This is a genomic window from Paenarthrobacter nitroguajacolicus, from assembly GCF_007786235.1.
Lineage (GTDB): Bacteria > Actinomycetota > Actinomycetes > Actinomycetales > Micrococcaceae > Arthrobacter > Arthrobacter nitroguajacolicus_A.
The window spans coordinates 343672-368549 of sequence record NZ_VNFK01000001.1 but is presented as its reverse complement, the minus strand read 5'-3'; the positions used below and the strand labels follow the sequence as shown (position 1 = coordinate 368549).

Annotated in this window: 20 protein-coding genes and 1 riboswitch; of the genes, 9 read left to right on the top strand and 11 right to left on the bottom strand. The window is 63.8% G+C overall.

Features of this window, described 5'->3' with window-relative positions:
- Window positions 1-20: 20 nt before the first annotated feature.
- Complete coding sequence (locus FQP90_RS01650) at window positions 21-1040, bottom strand: LacI family DNA-binding transcriptional regulator (protein ID WP_244296430.1); 1020 nt, start codon at window positions 1038-1040, stop codon at window positions 21-23.
- A gap of 160 nt (window positions 1041-1200) precedes the next feature.
- On the opposite strand from FQP90_RS01650, the gene FQP90_RS01645 reads away from it, so the two are divergent.
- From FQP90_RS01645 to FQP90_RS01635, 3 genes are all read left to right on the top strand, one after another.
- Complete coding sequence (locus FQP90_RS01645; protein ID WP_144647997.1) at window positions 1201-2388, top strand: Gfo/Idh/MocA family protein; 1188 nt, start codon at window positions 1201-1203, stop codon at window positions 2386-2388.
- A complete protein-coding gene (locus FQP90_RS01640; protein WP_144647996.1) occupies window positions 2385-3407 on the top strand; it encodes a sugar phosphate isomerase/epimerase family protein in 1023 nt (340 codons plus the stop codon). Before FQP90_RS01645 ends, FQP90_RS01640 begins: the two co-directional genes overlap by 4 nt.
- A 202-nt stretch (window positions 3408-3609) precedes the next feature.
- Complete coding sequence (locus tag FQP90_RS01635) at window positions 3610-4635, top strand: Gfo/Idh/MocA family protein (RefSeq protein ID WP_144647995.1); 1026 nt, start codon at window positions 3610-3612, stop codon at window positions 4633-4635.
- A 76-nt stretch (window positions 4636-4711) separates the two neighbouring features.
- On the opposite strand, the gene FQP90_RS01630 is transcribed toward FQP90_RS01635, so the two are convergent.
- Both FQP90_RS01630 and FQP90_RS01625 read right to left on the bottom strand, forming a co-directional pair.
- Window positions 4712-7651 carry a chitobiase/beta-hexosaminidase C-terminal domain-containing protein gene (locus tag FQP90_RS01630; protein WP_144647994.1) on the bottom strand — a complete coding sequence of 980 codons (2940 nt, stop codon included), beginning with the start codon at window positions 7649-7651 and terminating at the stop codon, window positions 4712-4714.
- A 119-nt stretch (window positions 7652-7770) separates the two neighbouring features.
- Complete coding sequence (locus FQP90_RS01625; RefSeq protein ID WP_144647993.1) at window positions 7771-8562, bottom strand: gamma-glutamyl-gamma-aminobutyrate hydrolase family protein; 792 nt, start codon at window positions 8560-8562, stop codon at window positions 7771-7773.
- A 61-nt stretch (window positions 8563-8623) separates the two neighbouring features.
- Between FQP90_RS01625 and FQP90_RS01620 the strand changes: the two genes are divergently transcribed.
- A complete protein-coding gene (locus FQP90_RS01620; protein ID WP_167510392.1) occupies window positions 8624-9757 on the top strand; it encodes an LOG family protein in 1134 nt (377 codons plus the stop codon).
- 11 nt (window positions 9758-9768) lie between these two features.
- Here FQP90_RS01620 and FQP90_RS01615 read toward each other — a convergent pair whose 3' ends face one another.
- The 3 genes from FQP90_RS01615 to FQP90_RS01605 all read right to left on the bottom strand — a co-directional run bounded on the left by FQP90_RS01615 (window position 9769) and on the right by FQP90_RS01605 (window position 12974).
- Window positions 9769-10770 (bottom strand): matrixin family metalloprotease, encoded by a 1002-nt coding sequence (locus FQP90_RS01615; RefSeq protein ID WP_144647991.1) that lies wholly within the window; start codon window positions 10768-10770, stop codon window positions 9769-9771.
- Window positions 10771-10837: 67 nt separating this feature from the next.
- Window positions 10838-11731 (bottom strand): matrixin family metalloprotease, encoded by an 894-nt coding sequence (locus FQP90_RS01610; protein WP_208759906.1) that lies wholly within the window; start codon window positions 11729-11731, stop codon window positions 10838-10840.
- 85 nt (window positions 11732-11816) lie between these two features.
- Window positions 11817-12974 carry a VIT1/CCC1 transporter family protein gene (locus tag FQP90_RS01605; protein ID WP_144648082.1) on the bottom strand — a complete coding sequence of 386 codons (1158 nt, stop codon included), beginning with the start codon at window positions 12972-12974 and terminating at the stop codon, window positions 11817-11819.
- Window positions 12975-13212: 238 nt separating this feature from the next.
- On the opposite strand from FQP90_RS01605, the gene FQP90_RS01600 reads away from it, so the two are divergent.
- The gene (locus tag FQP90_RS01600) at window positions 13213-13404 is read left to right on the top strand and encodes a hypothetical protein (protein ID WP_144647990.1); all 192 of its coding nucleotides are present in this window, start codon (window positions 13213-13215) and stop codon (window positions 13402-13404) included.
- On the opposite strand, the gene FQP90_RS01595 is transcribed toward FQP90_RS01600, so the two are convergent.
- Together FQP90_RS01595 and FQP90_RS01590 are read right to left on the bottom strand one after the other, a co-directional pair.
- Window positions 13401-13730, bottom strand: coding sequence for a hypothetical protein (locus FQP90_RS01595; RefSeq protein ID WP_144647989.1), 330 nt, complete (start codon window positions 13728-13730; stop codon window positions 13401-13403). The two genes, FQP90_RS01600 and FQP90_RS01595, sit on opposite strands and share 4 nt — an antisense overlap.
- 16 nt (window positions 13731-13746) lie before the next feature.
- Window positions 13747-13866, bottom strand: a riboswitch (SAM riboswitch).
- A 143-nt stretch (window positions 13867-14009) separates the two neighbouring features.
- Window positions 14010-15527: a sodium:solute symporter gene (locus FQP90_RS01590; protein WP_208759905.1), complete on the bottom strand. Its 1518-nt coding sequence runs from the start codon at window positions 15525-15527 to the stop codon at window positions 14010-14012.
- A 266-nt stretch (window positions 15528-15793) separates the two neighbouring features.
- Here FQP90_RS01590 and FQP90_RS01585 point away from each other — a divergent pair, with 266 nt between their 5' ends.
- The gene (locus FQP90_RS01585; RefSeq protein WP_024819844.1) at window positions 15794-16369 is read left to right on the top strand and encodes a helix-turn-helix domain-containing protein; all 576 of its coding nucleotides are present in this window, start codon (window positions 15794-15796) and stop codon (window positions 16367-16369) included.
- 76 nt (window positions 16370-16445) lie between these two features.
- On the opposite strand, the gene FQP90_RS01580 is transcribed toward FQP90_RS01585, so the two are convergent.
- Complete coding sequence (locus FQP90_RS01580; RefSeq protein ID WP_144647987.1) at window positions 16446-18419, bottom strand: APC family permease; 1974 nt, start codon at window positions 18417-18419, stop codon at window positions 16446-16448.
- Window positions 18420-18648: 229 nt separating this feature from the next.
- Here FQP90_RS01580 and speB point away from each other — a divergent pair, with 229 nt between their 5' ends.
- Window positions 18649-19710, top strand: a complete 1062-nt coding sequence (gene speB / locus FQP90_RS01575) for an agmatinase (protein ID WP_144647986.1) — start codon at window positions 18649-18651, stop codon at window positions 19708-19710.
- A complete protein-coding gene (locus tag FQP90_RS01570; RefSeq protein ID WP_144647985.1) occupies window positions 19707-21407 on the top strand; it encodes a thiamine pyrophosphate-binding protein in 1701 nt (566 codons plus the stop codon). Before speB ends, FQP90_RS01570 begins: the two co-directional genes overlap by 4 nt.
- Window positions 21408-21466: 59 nt before the next feature.
- Here FQP90_RS01570 and FQP90_RS01565 read toward each other — a convergent pair whose 3' ends face one another.
- Both FQP90_RS01565 and FQP90_RS01560 read right to left on the bottom strand, forming a co-directional pair.
- The gene (locus tag FQP90_RS01565; RefSeq protein ID WP_144647984.1) at window positions 21467-22795 is read right to left on the bottom strand and encodes an MFS transporter; all 1329 of its coding nucleotides are present in this window, start codon (window positions 22793-22795) and stop codon (window positions 21467-21469) included.
- A 27-nt stretch (window positions 22796-22822) separates the two neighbouring features.
- Window positions 22823-23851: an MBL fold metallo-hydrolase gene (locus FQP90_RS01560; RefSeq protein ID WP_144647983.1), complete on the bottom strand. Its 1029-nt coding sequence runs from the start codon at window positions 23849-23851 to the stop codon at window positions 22823-22825.
- 95 nt (window positions 23852-23946) lie between these two features.
- Here FQP90_RS01560 and FQP90_RS01555 point away from each other — a divergent pair, with 95 nt between their 5' ends.
- On the top strand, window positions 23947-24852 hold the full coding sequence (locus tag FQP90_RS01555; protein ID WP_144647982.1) for a LysR family transcriptional regulator: 906 nt from the start codon (window positions 23947-23949) through the stop codon (window positions 24850-24852).
- The last annotated feature ends 26 nt before the right edge of the window (window positions 24853-24878 follow it).

Sequence of the window (24878 nt, the reverse complement as noted above, 5' to 3'; positions counted from 1 at the left end):
GGCTTCGGGCAGAGTCGTTTTTACCGGAGGGCGGACGTCGTGCCACGCAGGACCAGCGTCGGCTCAATCAGCTTCCGCTCCGGTTGCAGCGACGGGTCCTCGATCCGTGCCAACAGCCTGTGTGCTGCGTCGATCCCCACGACGTCGCTTCGGTTGTCCACGGACGTGAGGTCCAGGTAGCGAGACTTTGCCAAGGGGGAGTTGTCATAGCCGATCACCGAAACATCATGAGGCACTGAGAGCCCGCGGGCCTTGAGCGCGGCAAAGGCCCCCAGCGCCATGGTGTCGTTGGCCGCAAAGATCGCAGTAGTGTCCGGGTGGTGCTCCAGCAGCCAGCAGGCTGCCGTATAACCGTCTTCTTCCGAGGTTCCGTCGGACTCGCTGATGATGGACTCGACGCCGGCCGTCTCCACAGCGCGGCGGAAACCCGCCCGCCGGTGTGCGGAGGCGCCGTCGGCACCGGAGAGGTGGCCTACGCGGACGTGCCCCAACTCCAGCAAGTGGCTGGCGGCCATGGCGCCCCCGCCGTCGTCGTCGTTGGTGATCAGGTCGGCACCTGCCGGGACCCCCTTGCGCCAGCCGGCAACCACGGTAGGAACCCATGTTGTGGACAGCATGGCTTCGCTGGGCTCGGCTGCGAGTACCAGGGCGTCCACGTGCATGGCGAGCAGGCCGTCCGTGGCTTCCTTGATGCGGTTCTTGCCGGGCCGCGAGTCCGCGAGCATCACTTGGTAGCCGAGGTTTGAAAGGACAGATTCCATGCCGCGGAGGAGATCGACGAACCAGAGGTTCCGGTAGTCGTCGATGACCAGGCCGATGCTTTTGGTTCGGGTGCTGGCCAGTGTAGTGGCGGCGCGGCTGGGCCGGTAGCCCAACTCGGAGATGGCTTTTTGCACGGCTCCCCGCCGCTTTTCGCTGATCCTTTCCGGGTCCTTGAGAAACAGGGAAACCAGCGACGGCGAAACTCCGGCATGGGTGGCGACGTCGTACAGGGTGGGACGTCGGCCGAGGGGACTGTTCTGCGTTTCGGGGCTGTTCAAGGGGATCTTCGGTGCCTTTCGTATCTCTTCTTGAGGATAGTCGGTCTGCCATTGACAGGACATATAGACATAGTTACGATCAAACCCAGCGTAAAAATTGTAGCGCTACAAAATGCCGCACAGCGCCCCACGCGGCGGCGAAATTTCGAAGGAGAAATCAATGGCTGAAAGCCTCGGCGTCGCCGTCATCGGTGCAGGTATGGCCGGCAAGGCCCACGCTGCCGCATACCGCACGGCATCTGCCCTCTACAGCCCCGTGCTGCCCCCAGTCCGCCTGGTCTCCATTGGCGACGTCAATGCCGAATTCGGTTCGCTGGCCGCGCGCCGTTTCGGGTATGAGCGCAACGACACGTCCTGGCAGGCCATTGCCGAAGCTGACGACATTGACGTGGTCAGCGTGGTCATCGCCAACTCGCTGCACCGCGAAGTGGTTGAAGGATTGCTGGCGGCCGGCAAGCATGTCCTGTGCGAAAAGCCGCTCAGCGATACCCTGGACGATGCCCGCGCCATGGCCGACGCCGCCCGTGCGGCGGAGGCCCGGGGAACGCTCGCCCGCATCGGCTTCACGTTCCGCCGCACCCCGGGCATCGCCTACATCCGCGACCTGATCGGCAACGGCACGCTGGGCAACGTACTGCACTTCAGTGGCCGTTACTGGACCGACTATGGCTTCAGCCCCGCCGCACCCATGAGCTGGCGCTACAAGGGCGGGCCCGGCTCCGGTGCGCTGGCCGACGTCGGAAGCCATCTGACGTACGTCTCCGAATTCCTCTGCGGCGACATCAAGTCCATCAGCGGCGGCCGCCTGACCACCGCGATCGACAAGCGGCCCCTGCCGCTCAGCGCTGTCATGGGCCACGACCACGTGGCTGTCAGCGACACCTACGAGGCTGTGGAGAACGACGACTACGCGGCCTTCAACGCAGAATTCGCCAGCGGCGCGGGCAGCTTCGAAGTCTCCCGTGTTGCCGCTGGTCACGCCAACAGCCTCCAGTTCGAGGTCTTCTGCGAGAACGGTGCGGCCAAGTTCGACCAGCGCCGCCCGTCCGAGATCCAGTTGTTCCTGAACGACGGATCCGGGAACGACAACGGCTACCGCCAGGTCATCCTTGGCCCGGGCCACCCCTACATCGCCGGCGGACTCGCCATGGATGCCCCCGAAGTTGGGTTCGGCCAGAATGACGCGTTCGGCTACCAGGCGCGGGCATTCCTCGAAGAGGTCGCAGGCCTCGGCGCGGAGTCTTCCCTGCCTCGATGTGCCACGTTCGACGAAGGCGTCCGCAACATGGAGCTCCTCGGTGCCGTCACCGAGTCCGCCCTCAACAACGGAAAGAAGATCACGCTATGAAGCTCGGCGTCTACAACGCGATCCTGCACGACCGCCCGTTGCCCGAAGCGCTGAAGGTCATTGCCGACCTGGGGCTGACGGGCATTGAGATCAACACGGGCGGCTTCCTCCCGGCCGTGCACGTGCCCACCTTTGACCAGATCCTGGAAAGCGACGCGGCCCGCGATGACTACCTGGGAATCTTCGAGGGCACCGGCGTTTCCATCGCCGGGCTGAACTGCAACGGCAACCCGCTGCACCCCAAGCGTGAAATCGGTGAAAAGCATGCGGAGGACATTCGCCGCTCCATTCGCCTGGCCAGCCGCCTGGGCCAGAACCGTGTGGTCACCATGTCCGGCCTGCCCGGTGGTGAACCGGGCGCCACCACCGTCAACTGGGTGGTCAACGCCTGGAACTCGGCAGCATTGGACGTCCTGGATTACCAGTGGGGAGTGGCCGCGGAATTCTGGAAGGAAACCGACCGCCTCGCTGCTGATCACGGCGTCAAGGTGGCGCTGGAGCTGCACCCGCAGAACATCGTCTTCAACACGGCGGACGTCTACAAACTCATCGAGCTCACCGGCGCCACGCATGTGGGAGTGGAGCTGGACGCCTCCCACCTGTTCTGGCAGCAGATGGACCCGGTAGCCGTGGTCCGCGAACTGGGACCCCTGGTCTTCCAGGCGGCCGCCAAGGACGTGCGCGTCAACACGGAGAATGCCGCGCTCTACGGCGTGCTGGACAACAGTTTCCGCAGGCTCTCGGCCGACGAAAACCGCACCAATCTGGGCGGCGACGAATGGGCCAACGAGTGGCCCAGGAACTCAGCCTGGGACTTCGTTGCGCTCGGCCGAGGGCACGATACCGCCTTTTGGACCGAGTTCCTCCGGGCTCTCCACGAGGTGGATCCGAACATGTTGGTCAACATCGAGCATGAGGACGTGTCCCTGGGGCGCATCGAAGGGCTTGAGGTTGCCGCCCAGGTCCTGCGGGATGCCGACGCAGCATTGGAAGCGTCCCTGAACGTCACTGCTCGATAAAGGCGGCGTGAGGCAAGGCGGCGGCATTGGGCCGCCGCCTTGCTGTGTAGGAAGACCATTTGCGAAGGGGACCGTGGAACCCCCGGGCTGCCGGTATATGGCAAAGTTGACGGTGTTTGACAGGACAAACTAACAAGGTCTAGTCTCGCCTGAGGAATCCCTCCTATGAGACAACCTTCTGCTGCACTGACGGAGACAGAACATGACGAAGCACGTGACCCTCGGCCTGGTGGGTGTTGGCCGGATCGGCGTGATGCACGCGAACAACATCAGCGCGCTCAACAAAGCCTTGGACCAGGACGGTGTGCAGGTCCGGCTAAGGCTCACGGACGTGGCGGAGGAACACGCACGTTCGGTAGCCAGCGATCTCGGAGCTGAGTTCCTGGGCTCCGTGGACGAGCTGATCGCCTCCGGAGTGGACGGATTGGTGATCGCTACGGGCACGGCAACCCACCCGGACCTCATCCGGGCCGGCGTGGATGCGGGCATCCCTGTCTTCTGCGAAAAGCCAGTGGCCGTGAACGTGGCGGAGTCACTCCCTGTCCTTGAGTACATCCGCGAGAAAGCCGGTGTGGTGCAGATCGGCCATCAGCGCCGTTTTGATGCCGGCTACCTGGAGGCCAAGCGCGCCTATGAGGCCGGGGAACTTGGGTGGATTCACTCCTTGCGGGCAGTCACCTGCGACATGGCCCCGCCACCGGTACAGTTCCTCGCGACATCCGGTGGGTTGTTCCGTGACTGCTCCGTCCACGACTTCGATATCCTCCGCTGGCTCACCGGCAAGGAGATCGTGGAAGTCTACGCAAAGGGCTCCAATAACGGCGACCCCGCCATCGGCGAGGTGGGCGACGTCGATACCGCTTTGGCTTTGGTCACGTTCGACGACGGCACGGTGGGAACAGTGTCGGCCAGCCGATACAACGGGGCTGGGCACGATGTCCGGCTGGAACTCCAAGGCTCGGAGCGTTCTGTGCTGGTGGGAATGGACCAGCAGATGGCCTTGCGTTCGGCGGAGCCCGGAGTCGCCTTCCCCACCGGAACCGCGCACGCGACCTTTGCCGAGCGCTTCGTTCAGGCATACCGCTCCGAGATGGCCGCCTTCGTGGAACTCGTGCTGGGCCAGCGCAAGAACCCTTGCACTCCCGAAGACGCCGTGGCGGCATCCAAGGTGGCGGATGCGGCTCAGGAATCTCTGGAGACGGGCGTACCCGTAAGGGTTGCCAAGTAGAAGAGGGTGGACATAGCTGACGCGGGCCGAAGAGTCTGGGGGAAAACTCCGACCCGCGCCAGGTCCTTGGGGCTGGCTAGCCGATGACTTTCATGGCCTGCCAGCCGGTGCCGAGGCTGATCGGCGGCACGTTGGTGAGCGTTCCGCCTCCCGATCCGGGATACAGCCACAAAGTGTCTCCGATGCGGCCCACGACGTCGTTCTTACCGTCGCCGTCAAGGTCCCGTGGTCCGGCGAGCGCAGTCCGGGTTCCCCAGCCCGCCCCAATCTGCGTCCACTGCAGCCAGCCCCCGGTTCCATTGCCCGGATATAGCCATAATGCGCCTGTGTCGGTACGCCGCGCCAGTACATCTCCCTTGCCGTCACCGTTGAAATCGCCGGTGCTGAAGATGGCGTTCATGACGTCCCAACCCCAACCCACCGTGTACGGCGTACGCTGCCCTCCGGTGCCGTTGCCTTCATACAATCGGAGCTCGCCATTGCTTCGGCGGCCGATGAAGTCAGGGATGCCGTCACCGCTGAAGTCGCCCGGGGAGAAGAGCTGTGTCATGGTGCTCCAGCCGGTGCTGACCTGTGTCCGCGCACCGAAGCTGCCGGCACCGTCACCAGGGTAGAACCACAGGATGTCGCCCGCCCGGGCCAACAGATCAGGCTTGCCGTCCCTGTTGAAGTCCCCGGGAGTAACTGTGTCCGTGATGGTTGACCAGGCCGGAGCGGCCAGGGCTACTTGGCGTGGAAGGAGCCCGCCCGTGCCGTTGCCGGGGTACAAGTACAGGTTGCCGGCCGTATCGGCCGCCAAGACATCAGCGCGGCCGTCCCCGTTGAAGTCATGGGCCGACGGCGGTCCGGCTGCGGGCACGGTATAGGTCTGGGTGCCTACGGCCGATGTGTTGCCGGCAGTATCCACGCCGATGTACTTGAGCACCAAGGTGGAGCTGCCCATGGTGATGGGTGCGGCAGCGTTGTACCTGAAGTTGGTGGCCGACTCCGTGGCCGTCGGTGCACTGCCGTTAGTGGTGTAGTAAATGGCGGCAGGTTCGTTGGCGGACAATGCAATGGTGGCGCCGCTGGCCAAGGCACGGCCAGTGGGGTTGGCCGTGACCGTGGGAGCAGCCGTATCCGGCGGGACGGTATAGGTCTGCGTCGCAACCTCGGAAACGTTTCCTGCAGTGTCCCGGGCAAAGTACTTCAACGTCATGGGTCCGGGACCGTTGAACGGTATGGCCGTGCTGTAAAGAAGGCCGGCGGTCAACGGGTCGGTGCCATCCGTGGTGTAGCGGATTTCCGCCGGTTCGTTGGCAGTCAACGTGACAGTGGTGCCGGGTGCATAGGCGCCGCTGACTGGATTGGCTGTGACCACGGGCTTGGTGACGTCCGGACCCGTGGAATAGGTCTGGGTGACCACGGAGGACGAGTTGTTCGCGGCGTCCACGGCGAAGTACTTCAGGGTCAGCGGACCGCTTAGGGTCAGCGGAGCGGTGTACTTGCTGCTGGCCGTGGTTGGAGTGCTGCCGTTGGTGGTGTAGTAGATCGTCGCGGTCTCGTTGGCTGTGAGGGTGACGGTCTGACCCACGGCGTAGGTTCCGCCTGGAGGAGCGGGCGTGACCACCGGTGCCACGTTATCCGTTCCGAGGTAGGCCTCGAACTCGGCCAAGCCCGCATTGGTGGTCCCGGAACTCACCGACGTGATGTTGAGCCTGACGGAGCTGACTGTCTTGGCAGGGAAGTTGATAGTGAGGCCGGAGCCGTTGTTGGGCAGGGCGGGCACGGGCACCGTGCTGCCATCGGAGAACTGCAGGTTGCCACCGGTGATCTGATCGGTGAGGAGCGGGCGATCGGACAGCGTGACGGCGTTGATGGTCCGTGTGGGGGAGAAGGTGTACTGGATCCAGCTTCCTGCTTTCTCGCCGGCTGAAACCCACTCACGGGTGGCGTCCATGGGAGCGCCCCAGTGGTAACCGTCCCGGACCTTCTCCGGACTCTGGGCTGTTGCCTTCTGCGATGATGCCGTGACGGTAGTGCCTGCCGATTTGGCGGCATTTCCCACCCATTCGATGGCTGTGATGTATTGCCGTTTCAGCCATTCGTCGTAGGGCGAATCAGGGCACCCTTCGCCCGGGCTGCTGCAAACGTACATGTCGAAATCGGCGAACCGGACAAACGTGTCCACTTTGGCCGTGAGTTCGGCCCCGGTCACGTTCTGGGCATACTCGTCAATGACGTAGGCGTCGTAGGCCAGGGACGTGTGGGGACCGGTGTAGCTGCGCGTCGCAAGCTGGGCGAACTTGGCGGTGGCCCAGTGGTCGCTGTGGTCGTAGGGGGTGTTGAAGTTGCCGGTCCAATCCTGGGTGCGGAACGTCGTTGGCTGGAAGTTGGCCACCAGACGGTTGAGCGCGGACTGGAACTGGGATTTGGTGAACGTTGCTGCGTTATCCACCGGGCGGATGGAGGACAGGCGTCCGTCCCACAGCTTGAGGATGCTCTGGCTGTTGTAGGCGGCGCTGCCCAAGCCGTTGGGGAAGCCGTCCGGCAGGCGCATGTACACCACCGAAACGTTGGGGGCGCCCGTCAGTGTGCGCATGGTCAAGGGACGGCCCGGGACCCCGGCATCGGACGTCGTCCACGTATTGGCGACACCGGCCATTTTGGCGTAGCTGGCCTGGATTCCGGATTCAAGGCTCCGCCAGTAGGTGGCTCCCTCACCGGCCTCGCCCGCCGTAGCGAACACCGTTTGGACGCAGCGCTTGGCTTGGATGTCCCTCATGAAGTCCGGACTGAGGAAGAGCAGGTCATCATCCGTGTGGGCCACGATCTGCATGGCCCCGCCGGTTCCGGCGCAGGGCGGAACTGCGGCCGCTGCAGGGATTGCCGTAGAAGTGATGAGTCCGCCGGAAACCAAAGCTGTCCCAAGGAGAATGCCAAGGACGCGTTTGGAGAAGGATCGGATGCTGAAGAGCGGGGATCGGGTCTTATGACGAGGATGACGACGAACGTATTTTGGACGGTCCACAACCATGCTCCTTGAGCAGATGTTGGGCCCCCCAGCCGGCAAACTTACGACGCCCCCCGGACGTCATTTTGGAAAGAGTGATGCCCTGCAGTACTCCCAGACGGCTGAAAGCGATGCAGTGAGCGCTACTGTACTCCTCGGCCCACATCCTGGGTAGGGGGCTGGCACGCCTTCACGAAATTCTTGAACGGCATCAACCGCTCGAAATCAGGAAGCTGGGCCGCCTCCGGATGCCACTGCACGGACACCACCCACCGCGAGGGGTCTTCCAGCGCCTCCACGGTCCCATCATCGGCAAGTGCAGTGACCCTGAGTCCTTCGCCCACCCTGGCCACTGCCTGATGGTGTCCCGAAGCGATCTTGATGGTGGTCCCGGCCGGCGAGTCGTACAGCGCGGCGGTCTTGGAACCGGCAGAGAGGAGCACGTCATGCCAGGCCCATTCGCTGGCGTTGGGGCGGTGCGGATCCAAGCCGTTGTGGTTCACCACGGACGGTTGCATATCCTGGATCAGCGTTCCGCCGTACAGCACATTCAACAGTTGGTGGCCACGGCAGACGCCCAATAGCGGCAACCCGGCATCGATGGTTGCGCGGGCAACGTCCATGTCCAGGTGATCCTGCTCCGGGTTCACGTCGTACAGTGATTCGTCCGGGTCCTGCCCGTAGAGGCGGGGATCGAGGTCGCCTCCTCCCGGAAGCAGCACGCCGTCGAGCGTTTTCATCTCCGTGGCCAGCCGCCCGGCACTGTCCGCAGAAACCGGGGTCAGCAGCACTGGCCGCGCACCCGCTTCGCGGAGCAGGTCCACGATGAAGGTGAAGAGCTCGTTGGCTTCACCCACCCGGGCGTCCGGGGTATCCGAACTGCTCAGGCGGACCGGGACACCGATGCGCGGGCGTACATCATCTGAACTCTTCATGCTTCATGATGCACCGCTCCGATGCCCCGCACACAAACGGCCGCGCTACTACGCTGAAACCATGAATCGCACCGGAGCCTTGAACCCGAGTCCGCGGACGCTCGACGTCGAAACCGTGGTCCACTTTGACCAGCTGGTCACCGCCGGCGCCGATTCCATGAACGGGTGGCGTGCCCAGTCCCTGGACCTTCGCGGCCACTCAAGGGAACTGAAGGCCTTGGACGCCCAGGGTGCCATCTTCCTGGGGTGCACGTTCGACGACGGCGTGGAAGAGAGCCTGCGCCGCCGTGGTGCGCTCCTCTTTCCCACGCTGCACGGAATTCCCTTCAACCCGTACCGGGGCAGCCTGTACACCGCCGCCGAACTCTACCCGGACATCTCTTCCACGGAGTACGAATCCACCCTCGACGCACAGGTCTACCAGTGGAGCATCCTGCCCGGCCAACGGGGCAACCTGGACGCCACCCTCGCAGCTGCGCTGCACGATCACGCAATCGGCGATGCCCTGGACGAACTGCTGGACCACGGCGCGCTCGCCGGGACAAAGATAGTGGGCGTCATGGGCGGACATGCCGCCCAGCGCGGTACACGAGAGTTCGCGGACGCCGCGCGCCTGGGCCGGTTGTTGGCGCGGTCCGGCTTCGCCGTAGCCACGGGCGGCGGACCAGGAGCCATGGAAGCGGCCAACATGGGCGCCTACTTGAGCGGACTGCCCGACGCCGGCTCCGCAGCCGCGCTGGAAGCGCTCGCCGCAGTGCCGGGGTTCAGGCCTTCGGTGACGGCCTGGGCGCGCCAGGCGGCTGCCGTCGTCGAAAGCCATCCGGAGGGTACCCCGACGCTCGGCATTCCCACGTGGTTCTACGGACACGAACCGCCCAACCTGTTCGCCACCCACATCGCCAAGTACTTCGCCAACGCCACCAGGGAAGCCATCCTGCTGGAGCTCTGCAAGGGCGGGATCGTCTTCCTGCCGGGTGCCGCCGGTACGGTGCAGGAGATCTTCCAGGACGCCTGCGAGAACTACTACGGGGCGCCTGAGACGATCACTCCCATGGTGTTGGTGGGGAGGGAACATTGGGAGCGGACGTTCCCGGCCTGGCCCATGCTGCAAAGCCTCGCCGCAGGAAAGCCCATGGCGGACAGGATTTTCCTGGTGGACAGTGTGGAGGAAGCGCTCGCTGTAGTGTCAGGGTAGTCCGGCGGCCGTCAGAAGTCCTTGCTGCAGGGACCCATGCCCAGCTGGGCCAGGCCGGTTCTGTCGCCGGCTGCGTATTCGCGGACCCATGAGGCTTCGCCGAACATCAGCTGCCGCGGATCATCCACATGGTCCAGGCCCAAGAGATGCCCCAACTCATGCATGATGACAGCCACGCCTACCTCTTCGCCGCTGGAGGTATCCACAATCCCGGCGAACTGGGGAGCATCCAAGGACACGGTGCCGGTCACGTAGGCCTTGTAGCCATTGCTCAGGCCAATCGAGGAGCTTCCACCCAGGCCCACGGTCTGGCCGGTCAAGCGGGGCACTTGTTCGGGGGTGCTCCAGGCTATGAGGACTGGAGCCCATCGATCCCCGTATCTGTCGGGTTGGTAGCCGGACCTGTTGGTGGAGGGCACCTCGGACGTGGGTCCGTCATAGATGAACCTCAACCCCGTGGCCACGCTGGCCCGCCTGATGGCTTCGTCCACCAGGGGCTGCCATGACGGGGGAGCCAGATCCGAATTCACGACGTAGTGGATGGGCCTGCAAGGCGAGTACGCCAGCGGTGTTCCATCTTCCTTGACGGCAAGGAACTTGTACGAGCCACTGGTCCGGTTCAAAGGTGCCGGGGTGCCCAGTGGCGCGTCAGCTTCTTCAAGTCCGGGCAAGGGGTCCTGGCGCTGGCCGAACGGCACCAGCCCAGGCCGGGCCGGTTGGCTCTGTGTGGCCGATGATCCGGACAGAAATTGTTGCAGTTCACCGCTGAAGTAGGCTCCGGCGCAGACCAGGCCAAGGATTCCCAGCAGGAACACGATGGCTGCGATGCTGCTGTGCTTGATGGGCTCCCGGGTGGGCGGAGGATCCGGTGGACGGGGGACGGCAGGCAGGTAATGAGGCCGAGGGGGATCAGGGTCTGGCCACTTGGACGACCCATAAGGTTCCATGGAACCCCCTGACGTGGCGGCTGCGACGGGAGGTGGGGCGCCGCCGTCGGCCGTATTCGCCAGCATAGGTCCGTCGCCGCTGCGAGTCCATGGCGCAACTGCTGGAAGGTGGGACTACCGGAAAGGGACGCGCCTAGATGTCTTTGCGGCAGGGCGCCGCGGAGAGGAGGTGCAGGCCGTTCAGGTCTCCCGCAGCGAGTCCGTCCGGCGCGCCAATTTCCGGATACATGAGTTGGACGGGGTCATCCACATGGTCCAATCCCATGACGTGTCCCAGCTCGTGCTGGATGACTGCCAGGACGTAGTCGGCGCCTTCCTCGTTGGCGAGCAACTCGGCCACCTGCGGGGTGTCGAGTTCCAGGCTGCCGCTGATGTAGCTTTTGGGCCCGTTGTTGAGGGAGTACATGGTGCTGCCGCCGGTACCGATCACCGAGTCGGCCAGCGCCGGGACTGCTTCCGGCGTGGTCCAGGAAATCAGCAACGGAGCCCAGCGGTCGCCGTACTTGGACGGTTGGTACGGCTCGCGCCTGTCCACGGGCAGCTCGTCCGTGGTGCCGTCGTCAACAAACTGGATTCCCGAAGCGGCGGAGACGTTGGCGATCGCCGTGGCCAGCAGGGCATCTGAACCTTCGGGCGCGGACGCTTTGTTCACCACGTAGTGAAGCGGCCGGCAAGGGGAGTACCCCACGGGAGTGCCGTCGTCGTTCGTGGCCAGGAACTTGTACGAATCGTTGGTTACCGCGGGAGCGGGCGGTGAGGCCAGCGGGGCATCGGCTTCCTCCAGGCCCGGGGGTGGGGCGTCAGTGGCGCGCGCAGGTACCGGTTGGGGCTGCCCGCCCTGCGGGAGGCCCGGCGCGCTGACGCCCGGGAAGAGTGCGGTGATGCGAGGGTCGCCGTGCAGGAAACCGCTCACCAGGACGGCGATCACCGCAGCGATGCCGGCCATGAGGACGCCGCGGAGGACGCGCCAAGCGAATCCTGTGCGCCGGTGCTTTGGCGCACGCGTTGCTTCCCGCTCCGAGTCCACGGTTCTCCATTCCTCATGCCCCGGTCACGCGGGGCAGCGCGGAGGACGAACCAACATTACGGTCTGCGGACTGAGCCGACCAAACTCAGACGATTGCTGCGCCGAACGCCAGCCCAAGCCCATACGTGGCAGCGGCGGCTCCCAGCCCAATGGCCAGCTGCCGCAACCCGCGGCTCAGCGGTGAAGTTCCGGACAACAAGCCAACGACGGCGCCGGTCGCCAGCAGCGCTATTCCCACCAGAACGCCTGCCACCAGCAAGGCGGCCACACCCGTCATGCCGAAAATGAAGGGAAGGATGGGCACAATGGCGCCCGAGGCAAAGAAGCAGAAGCTGGACAGCGCAGCGCCCCACGCCGAGCCCACGGATTCGTGCTCATCGGCAGGCGGCTTCTCGGGCTGCAGGGAGAGGCTCGGGTCGCAGTCGCAGCTGAACAAGCCCATGCGCTCCGCGGCTCGGTGTTCGGCGGCTTCCCGGGTCATGCCGCGGGCCAGGTACACCAGGACCAGTTCGTTGTGTTCGATGTCCAGGGACGGCGCAGCCGTAAGAGTGGCCTGCGTGGGCAACGTGGCGTTCAGCAATTCCCTCTGCGAGCGGACGGAAACGTACTCGCCGGCGCCCATGGACAATGCACCCGCCAGGAGTCCCGCCACGCCACTCATGAGGACTACGGGGCTGGGTACGCCGGTTGCGGCCATGCCCATGACCAGCGACAGGTTGCTCACCAGGCCGTCGTTGGCACCGAAGACAGCTGCCCGGAAGGTGCCGGACAATCTGTTGCGTCCACGCGTGGCCAGGCCCCGGACTACTTCCTCATGGATTTGCTCATCGGCCACCATGGCCGGGGTTGCGGCAGGCTCGGTGCCGTAAGGGGAGCGGCCTTCGGCGCGCTGGGCCAACGCGAGGACAAAGACGGAGCCGAAGTTCCGGGCCAGGAACCCCAGGAATTGGCTGCGCGCAGAAGCTGCCTTGGGCATCCCGGCGTGTTCCCCCAGGAGCTTGAGCCAGTGGGCCTCGTGCCTGCCTTCGGCCTCGGCCAAGGCAAGCAGGATCTGGCGTTCTTCGCCGTCACGTCGCTGGGCGAGTTCGCGGTACACGGCGGCCTCGGCGCGCTCATCGGCAAGGTACTGCCGCCAGCGCCTGATGTCCGATGCCGTTGGTGAAGCTGCGGTGTTTTCGGGGGCTGCCGATTCAGGGGTGGGGTCCGGAGCGGGGCTCGACGAGTTATGGGATTCCTGGTGCATCTGCACTTTGTCTCCTGTGCTGGGTGGGGTAGTTACGGCCCCATTGCACGCCCCACACTACCGCTTATTGACGGGGATTTTCGGCTGGTATTCCTTAGCTGGAATGTTCGGTGCACCGTAATTTCAACCCCTCCTTGACCCTCGCGTGGGCCGGTGCTCAGATGGAAGGACAGGGGCGGGGACCCTCCCCGCAATCGGTTATCGGGCTTTCACCGGCCCACGAGACGGAGGTTGCACCATGGACACCACCGAATCACACGCCAAGCACCCGGAACGGACAACCATCGAGTCAGACCCGGCCTACGACTACGCCGAAGACCAGGAAGTAGATGAAGCCTGGGTGGAGGAAGTGGACGCCCCCGAAGACGACGAACGTGTGGTCCCGCTCGATGAAACCGAGGAATTCCGTGAGGAGGACGAGGAAATCTAGGCCTGACCGTCCTGGCGGAAGATGAAGTGCCGTTGCCGGCCTTCGCGTTTACCGACCGCGGCCACGGTCACCGTCAGCGTCCCTGACGCCTCACACCATTGTGTTGGTCGTACTGCCTTGGCAAGCGCCCGGGCGATGAGTCGTGCCTCCGGATGCCGGAACCGTGCCGTGCCCAGCTTGGACAGGATCGTCACCGTGCCGAGGTAAAGGTCGACGGCGGGAATCACCGTGACGGAGCGGGCGGCAGTTTGGGGTTGGGTGCCGTGGGCTTGGGCGTTGTGGGTTTGGGCGTTGTGGGTTTGGGCGGGACCGCCTTGGTACGGCAAGGGACTGCTCCTTGGGAGAGTGCTCTTGCCCGCTCGGTTGTCTCTGGTCCGGGGCGGGCCGCTTCCTCATCCGAACCACCCGTGAACATGGGGTTGGTGTGTGGCCAGTCGGAGCTTGGCACCACATCTCTTGAAGCTGGCACCACCCTACCCGACATTGCGTTACCCGACACATCCTTGCCGGATACATCGTTTCGTTGCCTGAAACAGCGCAACGGCGGCGCTGCCCCGGAAAGGGGGAGCGCCGCCGTCGACCATTGCTCGGTTCTTGGTTCCCGACTACGAAGCGGGTGTGGTGAGCTCTTCCTCAGCCACGCGGGTGCCGGCCACGCGGTCGGTCCAAGCCTTCATCACTGCCGGATCGGTGGGCTTGCTCGCCAGCGAGACCACAATGTACACCAACGCCGAAGCGATCAAACCGAAGTAGATGGGCTCGTTGGCGTAGATGCCGTCGAGGGGAACCTCGGCATTGATCTCGAGGATGATCATGGTGCCGAGGGTTACCACTGAACCGGCCGCCATGGACCATGCTGCGGCGATGCCTGTTCCGCGCTTCCACACCAGGCCGCCGATGATGGCTACCAGCAGGCCGCCCACCAGGATGTCGTAGGCGATGGTCAACGCGGCCACAACGTCCTTGGTGGAGATGGCGATGATGATGGCCACGATCCCCAGTCCCAGGACCCAGTAGCGGTTGGCCTTGACGTCGTGCTCCGGGTTGTCGGAATCGGACGTGTCCACCTTCTTGCCGAACCAGCTGGCAACGAAGGGCATGACGTCTGCACGGGCCACCGTGGCGGCAGCAATGAGCGCGCCGGAAGCCGTGGACATCATGGCGGCGACCGCAGCTGCGAGCACCAGGCCGCCGATGCCGATGGGCAGGAGGCGGGTAGCAACCTCTGCGTACACGTCGTCCTTCGCAGCGATCTCGACACCGGAGAGGGCAACGCTGGCGGCCATACCGATCAGCGCACCGGCGAAACCGTAGAGGATGCAGTAGACGCCTGCAGTAGCGCCACCCCAACGGGCAACGGTGGGGGTCTTGGCGGTGAAGACACGCTGCCAAATGTCCTGGCCGATCAGGAGGCCAAGCGTGTACACCACGAAGTAGGTGATGATCGTCTGGAGGCCGATGCCGCCAATGTCAAAGAAGCTTTCGTCGACGCGGGCGCGGATACCGTCCAGGCCACCGGCAGCGTTCAGGGCGAACGGGAGCATCAGGAAGAAGATACCAACGGTCTTGATGACGAACTGGACCTGGTCGGCCAGGGTGATGGACCACATGCCGCCAATGGTGGAGTAGACCAGGACGATCGCGCCGCCGATCGCGATGGCGAGCCAGCGCTCCCAGCCGAAGAGGACCACGAAGATGGTGGCGTAGGCGCCCGTGGAGGTGGCGCACAGCATCAGCGTGTAGGCCAGCATGACGATGCCCGAGGTCTGCGTTGCCGTGCTTCCATAGCGAAGGGTCAGCATCTGCGAGACGGTGTAGATCTTGAGTTTCTGAATGGTCCCGGCAAACAGGAGGCTAAGGAGCAGCACACCGGATCCGATGGCCACAACCAGCCACATGCCTGAAATGCCGAACTTATAACCGAGGCCTACGCCGCCCACGGTGGATGCTCCACCGAGGACCACTGCAGCCATGGTTCCGGTGTAGAGGAACGGTCCCAGGCGGCGGCCGGCCACCAGGAAGTCGCTGTTGTTCTTGGTGCGGGACTTGCCCCACCAGCCGAATGCCAGCATGGCGAGCAGGTACACCACCACGATTGCGATGTTAATAGCCGAAGATTCCATGAACGGTCCTTGGAGCTGATGCACGGAGGTTGGGGGTTTCGACGATACTCCTGCGAAGCGTCGAAGTCTCTGTGCTGATGATTGGAGATTGGGGATGTGTTGTGTGCCTCACAGACAACACTTGTTGCCTATGAGGATATGTTGTGATCGGAGTAACAGTCAAGGCGCTTTGGTCATGGTTCGGCGGATTCTGGCCCTGTTGGCCTGTCTCCCGGCTACTATTGCTCCAATGACAGGGCCACATGACAGGCCTGAAAGGTTCGTGAATGAAGGCTCTCCCCGTTGAACCGAGCAATGTTCCCGTTGCCATCGGTTCCAGAATCCGCGCGGCCCGGCAGGCGCAGCGCCTCACCATCGAGCAAGTGGCGGACGCTACCGGGCTGACCAAAGGGTTCCTTAGCCGTGTCGAGAGGGACCTGACATCGCCGTCGGTCGCCTCGTTGGTCACTCTGTGCCAGGTCCTGTCCGTTTCGGTGGGCGACTTGTTTGCTGCACCTGAGACTCACCTGACCAAGCGTGACGACGGCCCCCGCATTTCCTTGGGTGGCCAAGGCATTGTGGAGCGATTGTTGACCGCGCGCTCGGAGCGTCGCCTGCAGATCCTCCAGGCCACCATCGAGCCCCGGGGTCGTGGTGAGAACGAGCTCTACGCCGTGGATTGCGATGTAGACGTCCTGCACGTCGTGAAGGGCCGCATCAAGCTCATCTTGACCAACGAGGAGTATGACCTTGAGGAGGGGGACACCCTTTCCTTCCCGGGACGCGAACCCCATACCTGGATCAACCCCACGGATGAAACCGTAGAGGTGCTCTGGGTGCTGGTGCCCGCAGCGAGCCGGTAATTTGCCCCGCCGAAGTGACAGATAATGCCGATGTTTCCTCGAAACATCGGCATTATCTGTCACTTCGCGGAGGGTATCAGCCCACGTGGACCCAAGGGCGCCGGGTGATGTCGGGTTCGGCTTCCCGGAGCACTTCGCGGGTGACGGGCGCGATCTCCCCTTCGCCGAAGAACAGGAAGCGGCTCAGGTTCGAAATCGGGTTGCCTTCGGTCCAACGGAAGTAGATGTGCGGCATGAAGCCAGTGACGTCGCGGATGTGGAGGAGAACTGCGGCCAAGGTGTTCGGCACGTTATTGCTGTGCACTTCCAGGATCTTGAAACCATGCCTGAGCTTGCCCACTACGTGGAGTTCCTGCTCAAAGTCCGAGCTGTCGTCCACGATGATCTCGATGAACACGGCATCGCAGTCCACGGGCAAGTGGTTGGCCTGCTGGGCGTGCTGCAGCTTCTCCCGGTAGCGGCTGGCACTGAGGTGTTTAGGCTCATGGGCGATGATCCGGACCGGACCGTCCGTGTTGTCCGCCGTGAATTCCAAGGCTTTCTGGTCCATCTTGATGTGCGTGGCCCTCAGTTCGAAGGCTCTTCCCATGCGCGAGATGAAGCTGACCACCATGATCCCGAGGATGAAGAGCCCAGCGATCTTGAGGCCGTCCGGTCGCTCGATGGAATTGACCACAGTGGTGAAGATGAACACGACCGAGACAAGGCCGAAGGCAAGGACCTGCTTCCTTTGCTTCTTCCGGCGTGCTGAAAGGGTTACGGCGACCGATGCCGAAGTGATCAGGACAAGCACGCCTGTGGCATAGGCGCCGCTCTGGGCGGTGACATCGGCCTGGAAGATGATGGTGATGGCAAAGGCTATGACTGTGAAGACGAGGACCAAGGGGCGCAAGGCGCGGGCCCACGCGGGTGCCATACCGTAACGGGGCAGATACCTCGGGACGAGGTTCAGGAGGCCAGCCATGGCAGAAGCGCCGGCGAACCACAGGATGGCAATGGTGCTGATGTCATAGACCGTGCCGAATCCATCGCCCAGGAACTGGTGCGCCAGGTAGGCGAGCGCGCGGCCCTCTGCTTTACCGCCTGATTGGAATTCTGCGGCGGGGATCAGCATCACCGTGGCGAAGCTTGAAGTGATGAGGAAGGAACTCATGATGATGGCTGCGGTGGTCAGGAGCTTGTGGGCGCCCTTGATGCGTCCCGCAGGGTTGGCGTCCGTATCTGAGGGGTGGCCTTTGATTTGGGGCATGACCGCCACGCCCGTCTCGAAGCCAGAAAGGCCAAGGGCCAGTCGCGGGAAGACGATGAGTGCCACAGCGACCATGAGGAAAGGGTCGCCGTAGGAGGTGGTGAGTGCGGTCCACCAGTCGGAGATGACGCGGGCTTCAGTGAACAGGTGGCTGACGGATACCACCACCACCACGAGGTTCAATGCAAGGAAGGCACCCACCAGCACAACGGCCACATTGATGGCCTCCTTGAAGCCGCGAAGGAACACGATGCCCAGGCCTGCGATCAGGGCCAGGGTGATGACTACCTGTTGGCCTTCCAGGAAGTGGGGAGCGAAGGGGTTTTCAATGACGTGGGCGGTGGCGTCGGCTGCGGAGAGCGTCATGGTGATCATGAAGTCGGTGGCAGCGAATCCCAGGAGGGCAAGAACAAAGAGTTTGCCGCCCCAGCGCGGAAGCAGTCGTTCCAGCATGGCGATGGAGCCTTCGCCGCGAGGGCTCTCCTTGGCCACCCGACGGTAGACCGGCAAGGCGCCGGCGAGCGTGACGATCACCAGCAGCAGCGTGGCCAGGGGAGACAACAGGCCTGCTGCTAGCGCTGCGATGGCGGGTTGGTATCCGAGTGTGGAGAAGTAGTCCAGCCCGGTCAAGCACATAACTTTCCACCACGCCTGCGGTCTGTGGGAGTCCGAGGGGCGTCCGTGGGGACCTTGCCTCTTGCCTGAAGTGTCCGGCATTCCTTCCAGCAACCAAGGTTTGAGCTTGAAGGAATTCTTTGGCCGGTTGGCCGGGTCGGCCGGAGGCCTCGACAGGGTGGTCACGGTGTCCTTTCGCGCAGCACGGTACTGCTTCCGCAAGGAGCGTATGGCGGCTTTCGACGCCGGGACCCCGGTTTTTATGGAATCTTTACGCCTGCTGTGACCGGCATCTCATGCGCGGAACCTCAAACCATACTTGTAAACAGGTGATGCATATTAGACAACTTCGAGTGTATGATGGGTGTCACAGCTAGTGATCCAATCCCCCAATGATGTTAAGGAGTGGCACATTTTGGAAGAGCTCCGTATTGAAGCCAACGGGAACCTCGGCCCCATCGACTCGTCCCGCATCCCGCGCTACGCCGGTGCCGCCACGTACGCCCGACTGCCCCGTCTGGACCAGGTCTCCAAGGCCGACGTCACGGTAGTGGGCGTCCCCTTCGACTCCGGCGTTTCGTACCGTCCCGGTGCCCGCTTCGGCGCAAACCACGTGCGTGAGGCCAGCCGTCTGCTGCGCCCGTACAACCCGGCCTGGGATGTCAGCCCGTTCGAGAACATCCAGGTGGCCGACGCTGGCGACATGGCCGTGAACCCGTTCAACATCAATGAGGCCATTGAGACCATTCAGCAGAACGCGCTGGATCTTACGGCCAACGGCAGCAAGCTGGTCACCCTCGGTGGCGACCACACCATTGCCCTTCCGCTGCTCCGCGCTGCAGCTGAGCGCGCCGGTGAACCCATCGCCATGCTCCACTTTGACGCCCACCTGGACACCTGGGACACCTACTTCGGCGCCGAGTACACGCACGGCACCCCGTTCCGCCGGGCAGTCGAAGAGGGCATCCTGGATACGGAAGCCATCAGCCACGTAGGTACTCGCGGTCCGCTGTACGGCAAGAAAGACCTCGACGACGACCACCGCTTCGGCTTCGGAATCGTCACCTCCGCTGACGTCTACTACCAGGGCGTCCTGGAGACGGTGGCGAAGATTCGTGACCGCATCGGCAACCGCCCGCTGTACATCTCGGTGGACATCGACGTCCTGGATCCGGCCCACGCGCCCGGCACCGGCACCCCCGAAGCCGGCGGCATCACCAGCCGTGAACTCCTGGAGATCATCCGTGGCTTCCGCGGCATGAACCTCGTGGGCGCGGACGTGGTGGAAGTCGCCCCGGCCTACGACCACGCCGAAATCACCGGAGTCGCCGGCAGCCACGTGGCCTACGAACTGGTGACCCTCATGGCAGACAACGCCGTGGAAGGCGACCGTCTCGGCGCCCCGAACGGCTACGCTCAGCAGGCCCTCGGCGCCCGCATCCAGGAAGTCGCACAGGCAATCGGAGACCGGCGATGATCGATTTCGATCCCGGCACAGCAGCCCCCACCAAAGGGACCAACCAGCGCAACGGCGGGGACCTCGTCGTCGAGACCCTTGAAGCGCTGGGCGCGAAGACCGTCTTCGGTATCCCGGGCCAGCACGCCCTGGGTCTCTTCGATGCCATGGGTCGCGGCAACCTGCACTTCGTTTCCTCCCGTGTGGAGAACAACTCGGCCTTCGCAGCCGACGGCTACTCGCGCGCCACCGGCGAGGTGGGGGTTCTGTTCCTGTCCACCGGTCCCGGTGCGCTGACCTCCCTTGCAGGCCTCCAGGAGGCCTATGCCACGGGTGTTCCGATGGTGGTTGTCGCCAGCCAGATCCCGCTCGACGGTTTGGGCGCACGCCGCAAGGGCATGTTGCACCAGCTTGATGACCAGAAGGCTTCGGCCGCGAACGTCACCAAGAGCCAGCGCCTGATCCAGCACGCCTCCGGTATCCCGTCGGCCATCCAGGACGCCTGGACCGAAGCTATCTCCTCGCCGCAAGGCCCGGTGTGGATCGAAATCCCGCAGAACGTCCTCCTGGATCCCATCATGGTCCCGCCGGTTGAAGACGCCCTCGCCGAAGCATTCGACAACCCCCCGCGTGTCGAGCTGATCCGCGAAGCCGTGAAATGGCTCTCGACGGCGGAACGTCCGGCGATCATCGCAGGCGGCGGTACCCGCCGTGGCCGGGCCGAGAAGTCGCTGCTCTCGATCGCCGAGCAACTGCGCGCGCCGGTCATTTGCACCCCCGGCGGAAATGGTGCGTTCCCCTGGACGCACGAGCTTTCCCTGCAGTCCTGGATCGAGGACCGGTATATGACCGACGTCCTCGAAGACGCGGACGTCCTGATCGTGGTCGGATCGTCCCTGGGTGAAGTGACGTCCAACTACTTCACCTTCGAACCCCGTGGCCGGATCATCCAGATCGATGCCGAACCCCGGGTCCTGGAATCCAACCGGCCGGGTCTGGGCATCCGTGCCGACGCCGGCCAGGCCCTCGCAGCCCTGGACGAAGCCCTCGCAGCAGCCGGTGCCGCGGACACAGTGACACGGTCTTGGCACGGCACCACTCCGGAGGACCTGGTCAAGGACTCCCTGGCCAAGGTCAAGGACCGCCTGGAGTCACAGGACCTCGCCAAGGAACTGAAGTTCATGGCCGACATCCGCGAGGCCGTCCCGGCCGACATGCAGACGTTCTGGGACATGACCATCTCCGCGTACTGGGGCTGGAGCTGTTGGGACGCCCGCCAGGGCCAGTTCCACTCAGCCCAGGGAGCCGGCGGCCTCGGCTACGGCTTCCCGGCGGCGATCGGCGGCGCCGTGGGACTGGAAACCACCGGAAAGCCCGGCAGAGTGCTCGCAGTTTCCGGTGACGGTTCCTCCATGTACTCCATCTCCGAACTCGCCACCGCAAAGCAGCACAACGTCCCGGTCACCTGGCTGATCGTGGACGACGGCGGCTACGGCATCCTGCGAGAATACATGGTGGGTGCTTTCGGCAAGGCCACGGCCACCGAACTCGCCCGCCCGGACTTCGTGAAGCTCGCTGAATCCTTTGGTGTCCCGGCCCGCCGGGTCGCCCCCGAGGAAGTGGGGGACGCACTCAAGGCGTCCTTCGAAGCGGACGGACCCAACGTCGTCGTGGTTGAAACGCTGCTCAAGATGTTCGGCCCAACGCACCTGGACTAGATCAAAAGCAGTCAGCCCCCGCACGGAAGACCGTGCGGGGGCTGACTGCTTTCAGCGCCTTAGTCGAGCTCTCGCTGGGTACCTTCCGGTGTGAGCCTCACGGCGACGGTCGAGGCCAAGAGCGCAACAATCCAGAAGATGGCGATCAACCACAATCCTCCGCCGGCGGCGAGGCTCAGTCCGGCGACGATCATGGGCGTGAAGCCGGCACCGATCATGGAAGCTCCCTGGTACGCCAAGGATGCGCCGGTGTAGCGGTTGCGGGTAGGGAACTGCTCGGCAACATACGCGGCAATGGGTCCATACAGGAATCCCTGGACCAGGCCATTGCCCAGGATGATGGCCATGGCAAAGCCCCACAGTTCCCCGTTGGTCATCAGCACCAAAATCGGGTAAACCAGCACGGCCCCCATGAGTGATGCGCCCATAAGGACACGACGGCGACCGATCCGGTCGCTGAGGCGGGCGGAGTAGAAGCAGATCACCAAGGTCAACAGTGCAGCGAGGGCCTTGATGTTCAGTACGCCGTTCTTGTCCGCGCCGCTTTCAACAGCTACGGAAACACCCCACACCGTGGTCATCGACTGACAGACGTAGAACGAAGTAGTGGCCAGCAAGCCCAGGACCACAGCTTTGGGGTTGTTCTTCAGGACATCCAGCAAGGGCACCCGGCGCTTTTCGCCCGCAGCCTCAAGGCGCTGGAACGAAGGAGTCTCGGCCACCTTCAAACGGATCACCATGCCAACCACAATGAGCAAGGCGCTCAGCAGGAAGGGTACCCGCCAGCCCCACACCAGGAAGTCATCGCCGGAAACGGCGGCGAACAAGGACAAGGCGAGCGTGCCAAGGATGGCGCCCGCCGGTCCGCCGGCGTTGGCGAAGGCGGCTGCGAAGCCGCGGTGCTTCTTGGGAGCATGCTCGATGGCCATGAGTGCGGCGCCGCCCCACTCTCCGCCGACCGCAACGCCTTGGACCAGCCGGAGTACCACCAGCGCAATCGGTGCGGCCATGCCAATCTGGGCCGTGGGAGGAAGCAGCCCGATCGCGGTGGTACCGAGTCCCATGATCAACATGGACAGGACCAACATCTTCTTGCGGCCCAGGCGATCGCCGAAGTGCCCGAAGATGAGCCCGCCCAAGGGCCTGGCAAGGTAACCCACGGCGAGGGTGACAAACGAGGCGAACAGATCGAATCCGGGGCCAAGATTGGCGAAAAAGACCTTGTTGAAGACCAGGCTCGCCGCTGTGGCGTACAGGACAAAATCGTAATACTCGATGGCGCTGCCCACGAAGCTGGAGGCAAGAATGCGCCGCATGTCCTTGGTGTTCAGGGATGGTTCCGCAGTGGCCACGGCGCCTTTGTCCGCGGCTGTTGGTGCTGAGCTCATATGCTTCCTCGGTTGTTTCGGGCCTCGTCAGCGCTGACGGGCGAAGTTGATGGTGTCCAGATCGTTCGGGACGGTGAACTTTCCTGTGAAGTGTTCTCCGGCTTCCTCCCACACGGCTGCGGAGGCGGAACCGGGGACAAGGTGGTGCAGGGCGAGGTGGCCGACGCCTGCCGCTTCCGCCAATTTGGCAGCATCCCGGACACTCGTGTGGGACTTGTAATGGTGGTCCCGGGAGGCCCGGCTGGATTCATCCGTCTTGTCTGCGTACAGCGACTCCACCCAGCCGAAATCGATCGCTTCATGCAGGAGGAGGTCGGTGTCCTGCGCCAACGTGATCATGTTCTGCGTGTAGGCGGTGTCGCCGGAGATCGTCACTGAACCCTCGGCGGTGTCAAAACGGAAGGCGAAAGCCGGGGCCACGGGAGGGTGCTCCACCAGGATGGCCGTTACGGTCACCAGTTCGTCACGGTAAACCTCGAACGGCTCCATGTCCGGCGTCGGGTTGTTGTTGGGGTGGTAGCCGGTTTCGTCGGGAATCCGGATGTCCTCAGCCTTGAAGATGTCCAGCGGGTTGGGCCGGAGGCTGTCAAGGATGCGGTCGTTGAGGTCGGTCGCGTGCGCCTTCATGAGCTGTTCGAACATTTGGCGCGTGCCCGGCGTCGGATTCTCCGGCGCCAGCGGTTGGGGCTCGACGACGGCGCGGGGCGAGACCGCGGGCAGCTCGCCACGGTTACCCGGGCCAAGGATGCGGACGGGATTCTCTGTGCGGTCACTGAGGGCGTAAAGCCCGAAGATCCCCAGTCCAGCGAGGTCGTACACGTGGTCCGAATGCAGATGGGTGATGAAGAGCGCTCGCAGGTCCTTGAGTTGCAGCCCGGACTGGCTCAGGCGGCGTCCGGCACCTTGGCCGAAATCAACCAGGTAGAAGGCATCCCCGACCACTACGGCGGTTGCGATGCCGGTACGCTCGCCGCTGTCTGCCGCCGCCCACCATCGAGGTCCACCGGCTGTGCCCAGGGTGACGATGTGGGGTGTGAGGGATGACGTCGGCGTCATGGTGCTCCTTGGTCGGGATTGGCTTTCTTCCAGTGTGGTCCGCAGCACTTCACTTGTATAATCAATCAATTCAAAGAAGTTCATAAGGAGAACTGATGGGTGAGTTCACGCTGCGGCAACTGGAGTACTTTGTGGCCGTCCTGGATCACGGATCACTGACCAAAGCGGCCAGCGAGAGCAATATCTCCCAGGCTGCTGCCTCCATGGCCGTCGCCCAATTGGAAAAAAGCCTCGGCCTCGATTTGCTGATCCGAACGCGGGCCAAGCGCGTGGAGCCCACCCCGGCAGGCGTGGAATTGGGTGTTCGAGCCCGCCGGATCCTGAGGGAAACAGCCGAGCTGCAGGGCGCACTCCATGGGTCCCATGATGAGATGCGCGGCCGGGTATCGATCGGGTGCATGATCGCGATCTCGCCCCGGCTGATCCCCGAACTGATACGGCTCTTCGCCGCGATGTGGCCCGAGGTGGAGCTCGACTTCGTGGAAGGAAATGCGGAGCAACTGCAGCGGGCCGTGGGGGAGGGGGAGCTGGACATCGCGTTCATCTATTCCCTCCAGGCACTGCCCGGCGTCGAAGTTGTCACGGTGGCCGCATCCCGGCCGCAGTTCATGCTCTCCGCGGACCACCCGCTGGCAGGCAGGGCGTCGCTGAGATTTGCCGACCTCGCCGAAGAGGACGTTGTTTTGTTTGACGTTCCTCCCAGTGCGGAGCGGGTCATTGCGATGTTCCACTCCGCGGGGATAGAGCCGAAAGTGCGGTGGCGGAGCGTGGTGGCCCAGACGATTCGCGGCATTGTGGCCAGTGGTCGGGCTTACTCGGTGACAAACGTGTGGCCCGGGATCGAATCGCTGTACACGGGGGCAAACGTGGCGCTGGTTCCCATCGAGGACAAATTGCCGGAGAACAAGCTGGTGGCAGTGGTTCCGCCCGGAGTGAGGAGGCCTCGACGCGTTGAGGAGGTTATTGCGGCTGCCCGGGAACTGACTCGGGAGACATCCTGACCCTTCTTTAGTTTCCCAAAGCAATC